Annotated in this window: 16 protein-coding genes; 11 read left to right on the top strand and 5 right to left on the bottom strand. The window is 32.1% G+C overall.

The genetic code is table 11. The features are described 5' to 3' along the window. The gene (locus HUE87_RS07130; protein ID WP_229855077.1) at nt 1-951 is read left to right on the top strand and encodes an FAD:protein FMN transferase; all 951 of its coding nucleotides are present in this window, start codon (nt 1-3) and stop codon (nt 949-951) included. Here HUE87_RS07130 and HUE87_RS07125 read toward each other — a convergent pair. The 4 genes from HUE87_RS07125 to HUE87_RS07110 form a co-directional block, all read right to left on the bottom strand. Next, the gene (locus HUE87_RS07125; protein WP_194365520.1) at nt 922-1,368 is read right to left on the bottom strand and encodes a hypothetical protein; all 447 of its coding nucleotides are present in this window, start codon (nt 1,366-1,368) and stop codon (nt 922-924) included. The genes HUE87_RS07130 and HUE87_RS07125 overlap by 30 nt on opposite strands. After that, complete coding sequence (locus tag HUE87_RS07120) at nt 1,352-1,825, bottom strand: hypothetical protein (protein ID WP_229855076.1); 474 nt, start codon at nt 1,823-1,825, stop codon at nt 1,352-1,354. The genes HUE87_RS07125 and HUE87_RS07120 overlap by 17 nt, the downstream gene beginning before the upstream one ends. Beyond that, nucleotides 1,825-2,352 (bottom strand): FMN-binding protein, encoded by a 528-nt coding sequence (locus tag HUE87_RS07115; protein WP_194365519.1) that lies wholly within the window; start codon nt 2,350-2,352, stop codon nt 1,825-1,827. The genes HUE87_RS07120 and HUE87_RS07115 overlap by 1 nt, the downstream gene beginning before the upstream one ends. Nucleotides 2,353-2,482: 130 nt before the next feature. Continuing rightward, on the bottom strand, nt 2,483-3,724 hold the full coding sequence (locus HUE87_RS07110) for a porin (protein ID WP_194365518.1): 1,242 nt from the start codon (nt 3,722-3,724) through the stop codon (nt 2,483-2,485). Between the two features lie 173 nt (nt 3,725-3,897). On the opposite strand from HUE87_RS07110, the gene HUE87_RS07105 reads away from it, so the two are divergent. Genes HUE87_RS07105 through tpx form a run of 9 tightly spaced genes read left to right on the top strand, consistent with a single transcriptional unit; the run spans nt 3,898 to nt 13,419 of the window. Beyond that, a complete protein-coding gene (locus HUE87_RS07105) occupies nt 3,898-4,608 on the top strand; it encodes a DUF695 domain-containing protein (RefSeq protein ID WP_194365517.1) in 711 nt (236 codons plus the stop codon). Between the two features lie 14 nt (nt 4,609-4,622). Beyond that, on the top strand, nt 4,623-6,434 hold the full coding sequence (locus HUE87_RS07100) for an MFS transporter (protein WP_194365516.1): 1,812 nt from the start codon (nt 4,623-4,625) through the stop codon (nt 6,432-6,434). Beyond that, on the top strand, nt 6,434-7,618 hold the full coding sequence (locus tag HUE87_RS07095) for a saccharopine dehydrogenase family protein (RefSeq protein WP_194365515.1): 1,185 nt from the start codon (nt 6,434-6,436) through the stop codon (nt 7,616-7,618). The genes HUE87_RS07100 and HUE87_RS07095 overlap by 1 nt, the downstream gene beginning before the upstream one ends. Nucleotide 7,619: 1 nt before the next feature. Then, a complete protein-coding gene (locus tag HUE87_RS07090) occupies nt 7,620-8,462 on the top strand; it encodes an HDOD domain-containing protein (protein ID WP_194365514.1) in 843 nt (280 codons plus the stop codon). Nucleotides 8,463-8,498: 36 nt separating this feature from the next. Continuing rightward, a complete protein-coding gene (locus tag HUE87_RS07085) occupies nt 8,499-8,753 on the top strand; it encodes a hypothetical protein (protein WP_194365513.1) in 255 nt (84 codons plus the stop codon). A gap of 11 nt (nt 8,754-8,764) precedes the next feature. Further along, on the top strand, nt 8,765-9,916 hold the full coding sequence (gene nspC / locus HUE87_RS07080; RefSeq protein WP_194365512.1) for a carboxynorspermidine decarboxylase: 1,152 nt from the start codon (nt 8,765-8,767) through the stop codon (nt 9,914-9,916). A gap of 39 nt (nt 9,917-9,955) precedes the next feature. Continuing rightward, nucleotides 9,956-12,241 (top strand): bifunctional diguanylate cyclase/phosphodiesterase, encoded by a 2,286-nt coding sequence (locus HUE87_RS07075; protein ID WP_194365511.1) that lies wholly within the window; start codon nt 9,956-9,958, stop codon nt 12,239-12,241. Nucleotides 12,242-12,251: 10 nt separating this feature from the next. Then, entirely contained in the window at nt 12,252-12,806 is a 555-nt protein-coding gene (locus HUE87_RS07070; protein ID WP_194365510.1) for a class I SAM-dependent methyltransferase, read from the top strand. 40 nt (nt 12,807-12,846) lie between these two features. Continuing rightward, nucleotides 12,847-13,419: a thiol peroxidase gene (tpx, locus tag HUE87_RS07065; RefSeq protein WP_194365509.1), complete on the top strand. Its 573-nt coding sequence runs from the start codon at nt 12,847-12,849 to the stop codon at nt 13,417-13,419. 4 nt (nt 13,420-13,423) lie between these two features. Here tpx and recO read toward each other — a convergent pair whose 3' ends face one another. Next, nucleotides 13,424-14,041: a recombination protein RecO gene (gene recO / locus HUE87_RS07060; RefSeq protein ID WP_194365508.1), complete on the bottom strand. Its 618-nt coding sequence runs from the start codon at nt 14,039-14,041 to the stop codon at nt 13,424-13,426. Between the two features lie 175 nt (nt 14,042-14,216). Here recO and gltB point away from each other — a divergent pair, with 175 nt between their 5' ends. Further along, the gene (gltB, locus tag HUE87_RS07055) at nt 14,217-18,656 is read left to right on the top strand and encodes a glutamate synthase large subunit (RefSeq protein WP_194365507.1); all 4,440 of its coding nucleotides are present in this window, start codon (nt 14,217-14,219) and stop codon (nt 18,654-18,656) included. Nucleotides 18,657-18,658: the final 2 nt, after the last annotated feature.

The raw sequence follows: 18,658 nt of genomic DNA, 5'->3' as shown, positions 1-18,658 counted from the left end.
ATGTCTAAAATAGTTTTACTTTTCTTTGTTTTAGTGCTCTCTTTAGAGGCTAAAACAATCTCTCGCACTCAAATAATTATGTCAACATTTGTAACTGTCTCAGTAGAAGAAGAAAATAAAAACTACATTGAAGATGCCTTTAATATCATAAAAGATGTTGACAATTCTATATCTTCATATAATCCAAATTCTATAATTTATCAACTTAATAAAAATTTATTCAAAATAGGTTTAGATAAGTATAGCTACGAAGCACTCACACTAAGCCAAAGATATTATAAACGGACAGATGGCTATTTTGATATTACAATTGGTTCAGTTACTAAAAAACTTTACAAATTTGGAGAAGAACAAAGAGTGCCGACAAGCAAAGAGTTAAGTGGTGCAATAGTTAAAATACAAGGGCTACATGTAGAAAAAGAAAAAGCCTGTATGGAATATGGTATGCAGGTTGATTTGGGTGGAATGGGCAAAGGTTTTGCTGTTGATAAAGTGGCAGAGTATTTTAGAAATAAGGACGTTGTAAATGCAACTATTCGCGCTAGCGGAGATATAAGATGTCTCTCTACATGTATGCTACATGTGCAAGACCCATTTAGCGAAGGTCATTTGCTATCATTTGAGACAAGTAAAAATGATTTGGGGATAACAACAAGCGGAAACTATAACAGATATGTTGGAACTACTAAGAATAATCACCTAATAAATCCAAAGCTAAAAGCACCACAAACTAAGTTTATATCTATAACATTGATTGGAAGTATGCCTAGTGCTGATTTAGACGCTTATGCTACAGCTGCTAGCGTAATGCCGACTAAGAAAGGGTATGAGTTTTTAAACTCTCTTGGTGTAGGTTATATAGTTATGCAGTGTGATAAGAAGATTATAATAAGTGAAAATATATCTAAGTTTACAAAAAATCTACTCGTAAACAATGCTGTGAAAAATTAGCCAAGATATATATAGAATAAGCGCTAAGAAAAGAAAAAAAGATAGTATCTTTACGTAAGCAAAAAACTCAAACCCGTTAACTATTAAAAATGGAGTAGCCATCTCTAAAAAAGAAGTTATAAAAGTTAGATAAATTAGAATTAATGTACTCTTTTTGTAGCGAAGTCTTGTAAAAACTAAAAAGTGTGTAAGAACCATAGTAATCAGTCCAAATACAAAGATATGCGGCAATATTGTTTTTAAAATTGCACCACTGTTTTTAGCAGGAATAAACTTATCTTCATTGCCAAGGTAATAATCTAAAACATTGTTAAAACTAAAACCTATTTTTTGCTCGAACAACATAACAGAACTTGCAATAAGAAGCAGTGAAAAGAGTAGATAGTAAAGTATGGAGAGTTTATATACTTTTTGCATTTAGTTTCCAAAATGAGTAGAAAATCATATAAACAGCTACTGCGTGCCAAGTTGAAAAAGTGAATAAATATATATTTACAAATATATTTGACATGTAAAAAGCTAGAGCTAATGAGATTAGAGAGCTTATTGCGCTAATCATAAGCATATTCGTTAAAATAACTCTACTTCTTTTTGCAACTCTAATAAATATAGCGTTAAGTGTCAGTAAAACCATCATTATAAAAAATATTTGTGTATGCCAAAACTCTAAAAAAGCAGACTCTGTTAAGGGGTCTGCGTATGTTTCTTCGTTACCAAAAAGTGTTGTATTAATTGTTTCAATAGATATGCCAAAACTTGATTTCATAACTAAAACATCTGCTATTAAATATAAAAATATAAAAATCAAAAAGCCTTTTAATATAAGACTCATAGCACTATCTTTTTCTATATTGTTGATAAGTGTAAATTTCATTATTTACCTTTTATAATCTCTTCATAAAAAGCAAAGGCGACTCTTGAACCATCCACTAAACCTCTAGCAGTCAGTGTAGCACCAGTAATGGTAGGGATATCTTTAGAGACTCTAAGTCTTTTATCAGTAGATAGATTTTCAAACTGCTCAAGCCAAGTTTTTGAAGGAAGATACTCCATTGGTTCATTAAAAGCGATTATTTCACTACTTTTTAAAACAGAATCTTTAGTGATTATATATAAAACTACTACGGTTTTTGTTCTCATAGTTCTGCTTATTAAGATGCCATGTCCTAGTAGCTCATTCTCTTTTTTAGCTGTAAAAACTCTAGTGATTTTGCTATAAAGTTTAACTTTTGCATCTTGAGAGATTTTTTTAGCTTGAGTGTTTTTTAATACAATGTTTTTTTTACTTATTTCACTTGTTTCACCATAAGCAGCTTTCATTGCATCATAAGGCGAAATAAGCATTTGAGCACTTAGTTGTATTGATAAAAGTAGAAAAGCTAATATAATAATTTTTTTCATAGGTGGGTCTCTTTAATTTTTTGCTGATTGTATAGAATAATAGTTTTTTTGTCAATAATTTTAGTAAAGATTTGTATAGCGCTCCAAAACAGGAGAGAAAAGGAGCGCCACAAAAGGATAATAAAACTTTTTAGAAAATGAAACCCATAGAAAGACTAAAGACATCTTTATCCGATGATCCATTTTGTGTTTGCATCGCATAATCAGCTTTAAGTACAACTTGTTCATGTGGAAAGTAATTAATGCCTACTGTTGTTGTATTCATAGTTTCAGTTGAATCAGAAGATGTTGCAGGAAGAACTACTTCATCTTGAGCATCTACACTCTCATACTGAATAAAAACAGGCATTTTATTTTTAGATGTAGTAAATGACAGTAAATCATAACCAACATTTAAAAAGCCACCTTTTGCTTTTTTAGGCTCACCAATTGGAGTACTAGAACGGCTTGTTTGAGTTAAAACACCATAAATTCGAAGAGCATCAAGATTATAATCAACATGTGTATCAATCATTGTTAAATCTGAATCCATATATGTTGATGCACCTATTAAAAGACCGTTAATTCCAGTATAGTCTATTCTTGCAACACCAGCCAATCCTAATCTATTTTGATTTCTATATGAGCCAATACGACTTTTTCTCATCCAGTCATCACCTTCTCCTGCTCCAGAAGTTAAATCTAGAGCTGAAAATGCACCAACTTTATATGACAAACTATCAGTTATATTTCCATAAGCCATAACACCATTTTCATGCCATGTAGATGGAATTAGCCTCTTAGATGTGTTCGGTCTTTGAACAGTAGTAAATAATGTTGGTTCATGTCTCTCATTGATTAGACCCATTGGCATTAACATATTACCAACTCTTGCGTTTATGTTTTCGTTGAAAAGAAAATCAAGGTACATAAACTCAACAATAACATAACCATCCCCAGATGCATTGTCTCCGCCACCACCATGTTCGAATTCTAACTCGACATTTAAGATGATGTTGTCACTAAATTTATAACCAATATATGGAATAAATCTATAAACATCAATAACATCGGAATTAGTAGCACCTTCATTTGAAGTATGAGCGTAATACATTTCACCATAACCACCTATACTTAGTGGAGATTTAGAGTAGTATACTTTAGAAGCTGCTGCACCCATACCGCTGTATGATTTAGTAGAATCTACTTTAGTATAGTTAAAACCAGTTTTAAGATCACTTGTCTCATCAACCAAAGTTCTTGAAAGCTCTTTAAGATCTGCTATCTCTTTTCTAAGTTCTGCTATATCTGAAGCTGTATCTGCAAATGCCGAAGTTGATAGTAAAAGTGTTGTTGCTACACTTAATCCTAGTTTGTTATTTAATAATTTCATAATTTTCCTTTTTAATGATTAAAACAAATGTTGTCTTAATTTATTGTTGTAGAAGAATTATATATTAAATATTCTTAAATGAATATTAAAATGATAATTGTTATCGATAAGAGTTAATTCTATATTTTATGTCTAAGTTTGTTATAATAAATAAAAAATAAATGAAGTGAAATATGAGAGAAACATTTAGTAGATTAGAAGATAATGAAGTTGTTCATATAGAAGTATATTTGGATGCCAAAGAGCATAAAGAGGATTGTCCTTGGATATTTAGTGTTTTTATAAAGTTTGACGCAATTAATGATGAACTTGATTCATTTTTTGAGACTAAAGAGTCTCTTATTATTGCATTGGAGCTTGAAAACAGAGCATATTATGTTGGAAACAGAATAGTTGGTGAGTGGAGTGAGGTCTATTTTTATGCATCTGATTCAAAGAAATTGGATTCTGTCGTGACAGAAATATTAAAACCGACAGGCTACATATATGAGAGTAATGCTGCACGAGATAAAGATTGGCAGTTCTTTGATTTTAATATTTTTCCAACTGATTTAGAATTATGTTTAATGCAGAGTCAGCATATAATCTCTCTTATGCAAGAGGAGGGTGATGATAAATCTATCTCCAGAGAGGTAGAACATTATGCTTCATTTGATACTTTTACACAAAAAGAGAGATTTATTAAAAAAGCTTTGACATGCGGATTTACTTTTAAAGATGATATTAGCAGTGATGAACTTGAGTATGGAGTGGCATTAACAAAAGAGCATACTCTAAATGAAGATGACCTAAGAGAGGTGATAGCTCCATTATTGGAGTTTATAAAAGAAGAACATGGAGAGTACGAACTTTGGAGTACAACCTTAGTTGAGACTCAAAGCTAGATAGAATGAGAGATATGTTTAGAATTGCAGGTGTTGTAAACTATCTTTTAGTTATATTTTTAAATGCTTTTACAGATTTAGGACATAAAATAATAGTTCAAAATACTGTCTTTAAAGTTTATGACGGAAGCACTCAGATAGTCTTAACAGCAATAGTAAATTCACTTATGCTCCTTCCTTTTATCTTAATGTTTTCACCAGCAGGTTTTTTGGCAGATAAGTTTCCTAAAAATTTAATCATGAAATACGCTTCAATCTCTGCCGTTTTTATAACACTTTTGATTACCTACTCGTACTACCAAGGGTGGTTTTTAGCTGCATTCGCTTTGACTTTTTTATTGGCTCTACAAAGTGCAATATATGGACCTGCCAAATATGGGTATATAAAAGAGCTGGTCGGCCTAAAGTTTATAAGTGCTGGAAATGGGGCGGTTCAAGCCATAACTACATCAGCAATACTGATAGGCATTATTTTTTACACCGCACTCTTTGAAGGTATGATTGGCGATGTTGCTTACACAAAAGAGGAGATTTTAAAAGTAATAGCACCTCTAGGGTGGCTCTTAGTTTTGGGTTCAGTTATTGAATGGTATTTAGCTTCTAAACTGCCAAATAAAATGGCAGAAAAAAGTTTAAGAGCGTTTAGATTTAAGAGATATATATTTGGTGCATATTTAAAGAAAAATATAATGATGATAAAAAGAAAAAAAGAGATATTTGACAACATTATAGCTCTTGGTCTCTTTTGGTCTATCTCTCAAGTTATCTTAGCAATTTTCGGTGAGTACGCAAAGAGTGCGCTTGGCATCACTAATGCGTTGGTTGTTCAAGGCATTATGTCATTGGCAGTGTTTGGGATAGTGTTTGGTTCAATACTGGCCGCAAACTTTTCAAAATATTATATAAATACAGGGCTGTCGGCTCTTAGTGCTGTTGGAGTCACAATTGTGGTACTGTCAATTCCATTTACAACTTCGGTTATATTTTTAGCGATTGAGTTTATGCTTTTTGGTCTTTTTTCTGGACTCTTGATGGTTCCTCTCAATGCAAAAATTCAGTATTTATCACCTAATGTACATCTGGGCACTATACTCGCCGGAAATAATTTTATACAAACTATTTTTATGTTTATATTTTTAATAATTACAACACTATTTGCATACTTTGGTGCTAATGCAAAGATACTTTTTTATATTATGGCTATTGTTGGTCTTTTTCTGAGTGTAATGCTTTTTAGACGATATTTTGTAATGCTGTTTTGGGTTGTTTTTGAACTAATGTTAAAGAGTCGTCACAGTTATAAATATGTAGGATTGGAAAATATTCCAAAAGATAAAGGTGTGCTTCTTTTGGGAAATCATGTAAGCTGGGTAGATTGGTTTATTGTTCAACTTCCAATAGAGCGAAGAATAAATTATATGATAGATAAAGATATTTATAACTGGAACTATTTTAACGCTATATTTAAAAAAGCCGACTTAATACCACTTTCATCAAAAGCATCTAAAAATTCTTTTTTTGAGGCTTCAAATAGACTAAAAAATGGTAAAATAATAGCAATATTTCCAGAAGGTGAAATATCTAGGAATTCTGATGTTTCAAAATTTTACAGAGGCTATGAATTTATTGAGAGAGATGGTGCAGATATAGTGCCTTTTTATATAGACGGTGTTTTTGGAAGTATATTTTCAAGACACAAGGGCAAAACAAAAAAAAGTTTTTTCAAAAAAAGAGAAATAACTGTTCACTTTGGAAAGCCTATCTCAGATGAAATTAAAGCAGATGAGCTTAGAAATAAAATTATTAAGTTAAAGGGATATAAGTAATGAAAACAACACTTATTGTTGGAGCAGGCGGAGTTAGCCGTGTAGTTGTGCACAAATGTGTACAAAACAGTGATGTATTTGGCAAAATTGTACTTGCTAGCAGAACTCTTTCTAAATGTGAAGATATAAAAAATGAACTACCAGATGCAAATATTGAAGTTGCTCAAGTTGATGCAGACAGTGTTGAAGAGTTAGTAAAACTTATCTCTACATGTAGAGCTGATATTGTTATAAATGTAGCTCTTCCGTACCAAGATTTAACCATTATGGATGCATGTATTGCTACTAAGACACCTTATTTGGATACAGCAAACTATGAACACCCTGATGAGGCAAAGTTTGAGTATAAACTTCAGTGGGAAAGAGACGAAAAATTTAAAGAGGCCGGTATTATGGGCTTGCTTGGAAGCGGATTTGACCCAGGTGCTACAAATATGTTTTGTGCCTATGCTCAAAAACACTACTTCGATGAGATCCATACTATAGATATTTTAGACTGTAACGCTGGTGATCACGGCTATGCATTTGCTACAAACTTCAACCCGGAGATAAATCTTAGAGAAGTTAGCTCAAAAGGTCGTTATTGGGAAAATGGGGAGTGGATAGAGACAGAACCTATGGAGATTAAAATGGTTTGGGACTATCCGGAAGTTGGACCAAAAGATTCATATCTACTTTATCATGAAGAGTTGGAGTCACTTGTTAAACACATTAAGGGTCTTAAGAGAATACGATTTTTTATGACTTTTGGTCAAAGTTATTTAACACATATGAAGTGTTTAGAAAATGTCGGAATGTTGGGCATTAAAGAGGTTGAACATAAGGGACAGAAGATAGTTCCTATGGAATTTTTAAAGACTCTTTTGCCAGACCCTGCATCTTTGGGACCAAGAACTAAAGGTAAGACAAATATAGGTATCGTCGCTGAGGGCATAAAAGATGGAGTTAAGAAAAAAATCTATATCTATCAAGTAAAAGACCATGAAGAGTGCTACAAAGAGACAAACTCCCAAGGTGTTTCATATACAACAGGTGTTCCTGCTATGATAGGGGCTAAACTTATGTTAAAAGGCATATGGAGTGGACAAGGAGTGTTTAATATTGAACAATTAGACCCAGATCCATTTATGGTTGAGATGAATACTCAAGGTCTTCCTTGGAAAGTTGAAGAGTTAGAAGCTTAGTATGACATTTAAGAATTTAGTAGCTAGCATCGAATCACTTCCACCGCTTTCTGATGTTGCTATTTCAATTCAAAGGCTGTTTGCAAATGGTGCATATAATGTAAATACGAGAGAGCTTGTAAAAACTATAGAATCAGACGCTATTTTAACAGCAAATATATTAAAGATGATAAATGTCCCACATTATGGATTATCTTACAAAATATCTTCTATTTCACAGGCTGTAGCACTGTTTGGAATAAATACTATTTACGGGGTAGTTCTTAAGTATGCAATTAATGAACATCTAAGGTCAGATACTGGAATTTATGGTTTATCAGGTTCTTCTTTTAATGAAATGTGTCATTTACAGAGAAATTTAATACTTAGATGGTACTCTAGAATAAATATACGAGATGCTCAATTTTTGGCTCCATTGGTCTTAATGATGGAAACAGGAAAATTAATCTTAGAACAAGAAATTAAATACAGTGATTATCTGCAGGAGTATTTAAGTGGCCTATATCAGTGTGAAGATATTGAAGAGTATGAGAAAGAACTGTTTGAAACTACATCCTTTTATGTAAGTGCTTTACTATTTGAACATTGGAACTTAGAACCTTTATATATAGATATTTTAAAAGGAATAGATTTTGAACAAGATGGTGATTTTAAAATGAAAGAGTATGAAAATGTACTAAAAGTTATTAAAACTGCCATAAATGTGAAAGAAATCTTATCAGATAAGTCTATTAAAAAAGCTTCAGAAATCGTAAAAAAGATGGGAATGGATGTCTCCGACTTTGAAGAAATAGCGTATAGAGTAAAAGAGTCATATGTTGCTGCAAAAGAGTTGGAAGTTTAGTTAGAACATAGAGCTAATGTATTAAAGGATGTAAATATGTATAATGATAATATGCGTGAAATTATTGAAAAATCTATGGACTATGAGGTTAAAAATATACATACCTATAAAGGTTATGAAGGTGCAGATATATTAAAGTTAACATTTCATGACAATCAAGAGTTGCTTGTAGTTAGAGATTATTGCAGAAGTAAAGGTATACAGACATCAGTTAAACTTAATAAAGAACTAGAGTTGTACTGTATATATGAAATTGAGAAAAATAATGAAATATATCCACTAAAATTATAAATGAGATAGATATGATATTTTACGACTCATCCATAAAAACACCATGTTATATATGTGAAGAAAAACTTTTAAGAAATAACCTTGAATTACTTGATTATGTACAAAAACAAAGCGGTGCTAAAATTATTTTAGCACTTAAGGGTTTTGCTATGTGGAGTACATTCCCTTTGGTAAAACAATACCTTAAAGGCTGTACAGCAAGCGGACTTCATGAAGCACTTCTAGCCAGAGAAGAGTTTGCCAAAGATGACAAAACGAAAGAAGTTCATACATACTCTCCAGCCTTTAAAGATGAGGATATAGATGAGATTGCAAGAATTTCAGACCATATTGTTTTTAACTCACCAAAACAACTGTTTAGATATTGCAATAGAGTTAAAAATATAAATCCATATGTGAGTATATCTCTTAGAATAAATCCGGAAGTATCATCATCTCCAAAAGATATTTACAATCCATGCGGAACTTATAGCCGTTTAGGGACAACTCTAGCAAACTTTGATGAGGGTGTTTTAGAGTATATAGATGGCTTAAATTTTCATGCACTATGTGAGCAAAATGTTGATGCTCTAGAAGAGGTTTTAGTAGCTTTTAAAGAAAACTTTTCAAAATATTTTAAAGGTTTAAAATATATAAATTTTGGCGGTGGACACCATATAACCAAAAAAGGTTATGATATTGAGAAATTAATTAGAATTATAAAAGAGTTTAAAGCAAAGTATGATGTAGAAGTGTATTTAGAACCGGGCGAAGCTGTTGGATGGGAGACAGGAGTATTGGTCAGTACAGTTTTAGATATAGTCCACAATGGTATAGATATAGCGATACTTGATACTTCAGCAGAAGCACATATGCCTGACACATTAGCTATGCCTTATCGTGCAGATGTAAGAGGAAGCGGTGAAGCCGGTGAAAAAAAATATAATTATAGACTTGGTGGCAACACTTGCTTAGCTGGTGATATTATGGGTGATTACTCTTTTGATGAACCATTAAAAGTTGGAGATAAAATAATATTTGAAGACCAAATCCACTATACCTTTGTAAAAAACACTACTTTTAATGGAATAAAACTTCCATCATTGGTAATATTGAAAGAAGATAATACCCTACATGTAACAAAAGAGTTTGGTTATGAAGAATATAAAAATAGACTTTCATAAATAGATATTGTCACAAAATTATTTTGATATAATCCAACTATGATTTTTAAAAAAAATGTATGGATAATATTTTACTTTATATTTATTGTTGCCTTTTCCTTTTACTCGTTACTCTTATATTTCAGATATTATGAAATTGAGGATAGACGCCTACTATCGTATAAATACTATACAGAAATTATAGCTCAAGCTACAAACTCAATTTTCACTCAAGAAGAGATGCTGTTAAATACTTTAGGCAATCAACTTCTGAAAAATAGTGCTTATAAAAATGTAGAAGATAGTAAAAAGATATTAGATAGTTTATTGATAAAAGACTCACTATTACTAGGATTTGGATTAGCGGATATTGAAGGTAATATTCTTTTGACAAGTACAAATATTAAGTTGCCAAAAAATGCAAATTTATTAAAAAATGAAACAACAAAAGATTCTTTTAAAGAAGTACTGTATAGTGATAGTATAGTAGTTGGCAGAGCTATGTTTATGAAATCTCTTAGTAAGTGGGTTATTCCATTAAGAAAAGCGATAAGAGATACAAATGGAAATATTATAGGTGTGATAAACGCTGCGATGGATCATAACAGTGAATACAATTTTTTAAGTAATTTAACATCAGCAAAAAATAAATCTGTAATGATTATCAAAGATTCTGTTGATACAAAAGGTTTTTATAAGCTGTATGACAGCAGTAAAAACACTGTAGATGATGAGTTTCTATATAGTAGAGTTATTTCAAAAAAAATCATTAACTCATCAATTAAAAGCATTGAAAAAAAGTATAATCTTTCAATAGATGACTTGAGAAATACAAACCAAATAATTGTTTTCAAAATAAAAGATATGATGGAAAAGGAAGCTATTATTGGTTTGACATATAACAAAAAATATAGATTGTGGTGTTTAGTAAAAAATAGATCTAATGAAATATATAGTGAATTCTTGTCGGTTTTAATAGTCTATTCACTAATTTTTATTTTTAGCTTTATTGTGTTTTATTTACTTTTTAAGAACATTGCTACATCAGAAAAAAGAAAAAATGATGCATTGGTTTTTCAGACACTACATGATACATTGACTCTATTGCCAAACAGAAGTTACATGTATAAAAATATTAATAGATGGAGCCGTTATACTACAAATGGATATTATGTGCTATTTATTGATTTGGATAATTTTAAAAATATAAATGATAAGTTGGGTCATATGATTGGCGATGATATTTTAGTAGAAGTGGCAAATAGACTTCGATCTTATTTTACTGAAGGTGAGATGATTGTACGTCAAGGCGGGGATGAGTTTATTATTTTAAAAAAGTGTAAAAATGAAAAAATATTAGATAGCAAATTTTTAGAATTAATCAATGAAATATCTAAAACATATCATATTGACAATAAAGAATTTAGAGTAGGTCTTAGTATTGGAATTTCTGTATATCCTAAAGATGCACAAACTATTGAAGAGTTATTGAGTTTGGCTGACACAGCAATGTATGAGGCTAAAAAAAGAAAAAATTCATACTGCTTTTTCTCAGAAAAAATGCGTCATAATAATATTTTAAAAGCTGATATTGAACAAGAGCTTCGTTCGGCAATAGAAAAAAATGAACTTTGGATGGCTTATCAGCCACAAATAAATGTAGATGGTTCCATTCATGGAGTAGAAGCATTGGCAAGATGGGAAAATGAAAAGCTTGGTTTTGTCGGGCCTGATAAATTTATTGTGGTTGCTGAAGAGACAGGACTTATGAGAGGGCTTGGAGAGTTTATTATAACTACTTCATTAAGAGATATCAAAAAAATTCAATCTGAATTAAATATAATGTTTAATTTGTCAATAAATATCTCTGTAGTTCAACTTATGGAAGCTGATTTTTTAGAACATATTCTACAGTTGATAGAAAATGAAAAATTTGATAAATCTATGTTGACTTTAGAGATTACAGAGAGCCTGTCTATAGAGGATTTAGATGAAGTTTTACCACTTTTACTTGCTATAAGGGAGAATGGAATAGAAATATCATTAGATGATTTTGGTACAGGATATTCATCGCTTAGTATTTTGAAAAAATTACCAATAAATGAACTTAAAATAGACAAAAGTTTTATTGATGAAATATTATATGATACAGGACAAAAAGCTTTGGTTCAAAGTATTATTAACATAGGAAAAAATTTCAATATGAAAACTCTTGCGGAGGGAGTTGAAACAGAGGAACAGGTAGCGGTGTTGAAAAATCACATGTGTGATATTTTTCAAGGTTATTACTTCTCAAAACCACTTTCTAATAATAATCTGCTACAATATTTAAAACATAACAAATAAAAGGCCTCACATGTTAGAAGATAAAAAAAGATGGAATGATAGATATTTAGAAAACCCTATGCCTCAAGCAGTTTCTCCTTTACTTGAAAAATATATAGAACATGTAAAGATTGGGGAAGCTCTTGATGTGGCATGCGGCACAGGTAGAAACACTCATTATTTAGCTGATTTGGGTTTTTATGTTGATGCTATTGATATTTCAGACTATGCGCTGGATCGTGTTAAAAACAGCTCTACAATAAACAAGCTTGACACTGATTTAGATAAATATAACATAACACCAAATAAGTATGATTTAATTGTCAATATAAACTATTTAAATCGTCGCTTAGTCTCTCAAATGAAAGATGCATTAAAGACAGGAGGAGTGGTTGTATTTGAGACATTTATAGTGGCTCACGGTGACTTTAATTTACCAACTACAAACTTAGACTATCTTTTGAGAAAAAATGAACTTTTACACTCTTTTATTGGGATGGATATAATCTACTATGAAGAGAGAATTGACACAAACTTAAAGGGTGAAAGAGTTAAGATTGCTTCTTTGGTTGCTAAAAAGTCCTAGTTCAAAACATTTTTATATTTAAAATAAAAGGTACAATCTAATGAAAAAAGTCACAGTATTACTACTAATTCTAGCAACTACACTTTTAATTGCTTCTAGCGTAGTCGTTAAAAGTGAAGGAAAGCTATTAAAGTTTAAAGGAAACTTTCCAGTAATTGGTCAAGATGCACCAATAGCACGTGTTGTAAAGACGGATATGTCTATTAAAACGATAGGCGGTAAAAGTGGCAGAGTACAAGTGATAGCAACAGTTCCATCAATCGATACACCTGTATGCTCTTTGGAATCAAAGAGGTTTGATGATGAGATTAAGAATTATCCAAATGTTGATATGACTGTTGTTTCGATGGACCTTCCTTTTGCAGATGACCGTTTTTGTGAAGGACGTGGCATAAAAAATATTGATGTTTCTTCAGATTTTGCTCATAGAGAAGTTGGTGAAAAATATGGTGTTGTTATTACAGACGGTGAGTTAAAAGGCTTGTTGATTCGTGCAATTTTTGTAATAGATAAAGATGGCAAGATTATGTATCAAGAAATTGTGCCAGATATTGGAATGCATCCTAATTATAATAAAGTGATGAATGCTATTGATACTGCTGAATTGTTATAAATATCTAAAGTCCTTCAAGTAAAACATGCCAAAGTCTATTTACTTCTTTATCGTTTAGAAATAGAGTAGACTTGTTTTGAAACAACTCATTGAATGCTGCTTCTTTTATGCTTAAGGTATGAGAGCAACCTTTGTGAGTTGGTAGAAATGCACGTATAAGCGATATATCATCTTTTATAGGTAGCGAACACAAAAAGCACTCAAGCTCTACATGTAGTCTTCCCTCATACTCTAGCATTTTTATATAAGATTCTATTGCTACCCTTTTTGGGTTTTGTTTATTCCAATTTTGTGAAGCATTCTCTATCAAATTAAAATAAAATTCATCAATATCTTCTGCATCTTTTAGGTGTTTGTAAAAAAGTGCCAAAAAATCTTGCCAAACTCTTAATAATTTATAATCATTTAACCATTTAAAACCTATATGGATCACATCTTTCAATCTTGAAATAGTTGATTTTGCAGAGCTGTCTTTTTCGTAGTCAATTTTAAAACCAAGATTTATAACTCCATGTCTTGCTCCATAGAATCTATAAAGAGTATCTAAGCTATCTCTTGATAGTATTGTAACTATCAAATCTTCATCTTTAACTTTATTAAGATTTAAAATGAAACCTTGCATATTTGCTTCTTTTCCCTACATAATTGAAATTTATTAAAAAAATATTACTGATATTATACTTTCTTAAACCTTTAAATAGTACAATACAAGACCTATCTCTAAATAGACTAAGTTATATTAAAAAGAGATTAAAATTTGAAAAAATTTGCATAAATTGTAAAATTTAGGAGTGAATATGGTTGAATATCATGATTTGTTAAGATCATTCAAAGATAATTGTGGTTTTGGGCTTGTAGCCAACATTAAGAATAAAGCTTCTCATAAAGTTTTAAACGACGCTGTAACAGCGTTGGAGAGAATGATGCATCGTGGTGCAGTTGCAGCTGATGGGAAAACAGGTGACGGTAGTGGATTACTTCTCTCTTTACCAGAAGATTTTCTTCGTAATGAGGCATCTATAAATGGTATTGAATTGCCAAAGCAATTCGCAGTAGCATCTGTTTTTACAAAAGAGTTGGCTCATCTAGACATAATCGAATCAATTTGTATTAACAATGATTTAAAAGTTGTATTTAGACGTGAGGTACCTGTTGACACAAATGCACTAGGTAAACAAGCTTTAGAATCATTACCAAATATCATTCAACTATTTATTACTCCAAATTCTATTATGGCAACAAATAGATTTGATGCACTTTTATATCTTTCTCGTAAAGAGTGTGAACATAAATTAGTAGATGATAGAAATTTTTACATAGCATCGATGAGTTCAACAGTTCTTTCATATAAAGGGCTAGTTATGCCTACTCATATTAAAGAATTTTACAAAGATTTACAAAATGAGAACTTTAAAATATCTTTTTCTCTCTTCCACCAAAGGTTTTCAACAAATACACTTCCTGAATGGAGACTTGCGCAACCATTTCGTGCTGTTGCTCACAATGGAGAGATTAACTCTGTGGAGGGAAATCGTATAAATGTTGAGATAAAATCAGAATCAATTAAAAGTGAAGTTTTTACAGATGAAGAGATAAAAAGAATTTTACCAATTCTTCAGTTGAACTCTTCAGATAGCGCAAGTGCTGATAATTTCTTTGAATTTTTAATCGTAAACGGTATGGACTTTTTTAAAGCAGTTCGCGCAGTTATTCCAAGTGCTTGGCAAAATTCACCACATATGGATCCAGAGCTTCGTGCATTCTATGAATATCACTCAACAGTATTTGAAGCGTGGGATGGTCCTGCAGCATTTTCGGTAACTGATGGTCGCTACATTGGATGTGTTTTAGATAGAAATGGTCTTCGCCCATCAAAGTATATAGTTACAAAAGATGATAATCTTCTTATTGCTAGTGAATATGGTGTAGTTGATATTGCAGAGGATGAGATTAAAGAGCGCGGCAGATTACAATCTGGTGAGATGCTAGGACTTGATTTAAAGTTTGGAAAAATTCTTAAAAGTGATGAAATTGACAATTATTTAAAAAGCTCAAATCCGTACATGAAGTGGTTAAATGAGCATATGATTTATCTGCAAGAACATGTTGAAGAGCAGTATATGTCTCAGTGTGATTTTGAAGACGAGGATCTAATAAATAGACAAAGATATTTTAATATTACTCAAGAAGTAATAGAACAAATTGTTGAACCAATGATTAGTGAAGCTAAAGAGCCAGTAGGATCTATGGGCGATGACACTCCTTTAGCAGCTTTTTCGAATAAGCAGAGAAATTTTACAGACTATTTTAAACAAAAATTCGCTCAAGTAACAAACCCGCCTATTGACCCTATTCGTGAAAAAGTTGTTATGAGTTTAAACACTGGTTTTGGTGAAGTTCATAATATTTTAGATGAGATTCCAACTCATGCACATAGACTCAAAGCTATCTCCCCAATTATTACTAGTGAAAAATTAGATGTATTAAAATCATTTGGAGATAAAAAATCACCTAGTTACCAAGCTTTTTATCACAACAAAACATTCTCAACAGCTTATAGTAGTGAATTGAAAGCAGCACTGGACTTATTGGTTATAAATGTAGTTGAATCAGTTAAAAATGATGGTTCTAGAATAATTATTTTAGATGATCATGATTTTAATAAGTCAAATAAAATTATTCCTATGGCTATGGTCATAGGTCGTCTTAATTTGGCACTGCTAAAAGCTGGTGTTCGTTATCTTGTCTCTATGATTGCAGTTACAGGAGAAGTAATTGATTCTCATGGTGCAGCAGTGCTTATTGGCTATGGAGCTAGTGCTATATATCCAAATCTTCTATTTTCAACGACAGCAGCGCATGTGAAAAAATCTAATGTTGTTAAAATAGAGTGTTGTGAAGCTCTAAAATCAGTTCACAGTGCTCTTAATGGTGGACTTCTTAAAATTATGTCAAAAATGGGTATAGCAACTATTGCATCTTACCGTAATGCTGGACTATTTGATGTTATTGGACTTAGTAGAGAGATTGTTGGAGAGTGTTTTGAGAGTTCAAATTCAGTACTACATGGCTTAAGTTATAGTGATATAGATGAAAGACTTACAAAGTACCATAAAGATGCTTTTGAAGAGAGTGGTTTCAATAAGATTTTCCCGCTTAATATTGGTGGATTTTATAAGTTTTATAATGGACAAGAGCACCACGACTTTGGTCCTGCTGTTATTCATGCTATACATGCAGTTGCCCAGAGTGGCAAGAAGAAAGATTATGATAAATTAAGAGATTTAGTAAACAAACGCGGTCTGAAGTTTATACGTGATTTCTTTGAGCTGAAATCTGATAGAAAATCTATTGATATATCTGAAGTTGAACCTAAAGAAGAAATATTTAAAAGATTTGCATCAGCAGCTATGAGCCTTGGTTCTATCTCACCAGAAGCACATGAGACAATAGCTATAGCAATGAATAGACTAGGTGCTCAGTCAAACTCTGGTGAGGGCGGAGAAGATGTAGCTCGTTTTGGTACTGAGAGAAATTCTAAAATTAAACAAGTTGCATCTGGTAGATTTGGTGTAACGCCAGCTTATCTCCGTTCAGCTGAAGAGATACAAATTAAAGTTGCTCAGGGCGCAAAACCAGGTGAAGGTGGTCAACTCCCAGGTCACAAAGTCTCTGCGCTTATTGGTAAACTTCGTCATACAGTTCCAGGTGTTACACTCATTTCACCACCTCCACACCACGATATTTACTCTATTGAAGATTTAGCACAACTTATTTTTGATATTAAACAGGTTAATCCAAAAGCTAGAGTAGCTGTTAAGCTGGTTTCAACTATCGGTGTCGGTACAATTGCGGCTGGTGTTGCAAAAGCATACGCTGATAAAATTATTATTTCTGGTGGAGATGGCGGTACAGGTGCTGCCCCACTTACTTCTATTAAGTTTGCGGGTAACCCATGGGAATTAGGTCTATCAGAAGCACATAATGCTCTTAAAGCTAATAACCTTAGAGGATTAGTCGAAGTTCAAGCTGATGGTGGTTTAAAAACTGGATTGGACGTTGTAAAGGCTGCACTTTTAGGTGCTGAATCTTACGCATTTGGTACAGGAGTCCTTACTATTGTTGGTTGTAAGATGTTGAGAATTTGCCATGTAAATAAGTGTTCTGTTGGTATTGCAACACAAAATGAAAAGCTTAGAGAAGAATTTTTCAAAGGACACGTTGATCAAATTATAAACTATTTTACTCATATGGCTGAAGATATTAGATCTATTATGGCAACTTTAGGTTTTTCTACTATGGAGGAGATGGTTGGTCGTGTTGATTTACTAAAGGTTGTTAAAGACCCTTTTGCGCAAAAGTTTGACTTTAGTTCTGTTCTTCATCATGAAGATGGTGTTGATACTCATCAGCAAAAATTTAATCACCCCTTTGATGACAATGCTTTTGAAAAAGATGTTTTAAAAGAGGCTATGAGTGCTATTAAACATCCAGAACATCCTATTAGAATAAATAGAGACATTACTAATGTGCATAGAAGTTTTGGTGCACTCATCAGTGGTGAAATAGCTCAATATTATGGTGATACAGGACTTAAAACTGATACTATCGAAATTAATTTAAATGGTATTGCAGGACAAGCCTTGGGTGCATTTTTAATTCCAGGAGTATCTATTTACTTGAATGGTGTAGCAAATGACTATATTGGTAAAGGTATGCATGGTGGCAAGATTATTATTACCTCTAAGAACGAGGGTGAAAATTTTAGTGCTGGCGGTAATACTTGTCTATATGGTGCTACAGGCGGTAAACTTTATATATCTGGCTGTGTAGGTGAGAGGTTTGCTGTTCGTAACTCTGGTGCAATCTCTATAGTTGAAGGTACAGGTGACAATGCTTGTGAATATATGACAGGTGGTATAGTTGTTATTCTTGGCCGTACTGGAATAAATTTTGGTGCTGGTATGACTGGTGGTATTTCTTTTGTTTATGATGAAGGTCATAGCTTTGTTGAGAATGTAAACCGTGAGTTAGTTGAGTCTATTCGAATTGATACAGATGATGGCGATGAGGCTAGACACTACTTGAAAAAATTATTAAAAGACTACGTAGTAGAAACTGGTAGTAAAAAAGCAAAAGAGTTACTTGATAACTTTAGAATAGAGGTAAGAAATTTCTGGTTGGTAAAACCTAAAAATTTAACTAAATTACCTATGAATTTAGAGATCGGAGATTAATC

It is taken from the genome of Candidatus Sulfurimonas marisnigri (assembly GCF_015265475.1).
Classification (GTDB): Bacteria; Campylobacterota; Campylobacteria; order Campylobacterales; family Sulfurimonadaceae; genus Sulfurimonas; species Sulfurimonas marisnigri.
This window is presented reverse-complemented; position numbering and strand designations above follow the sequence as displayed.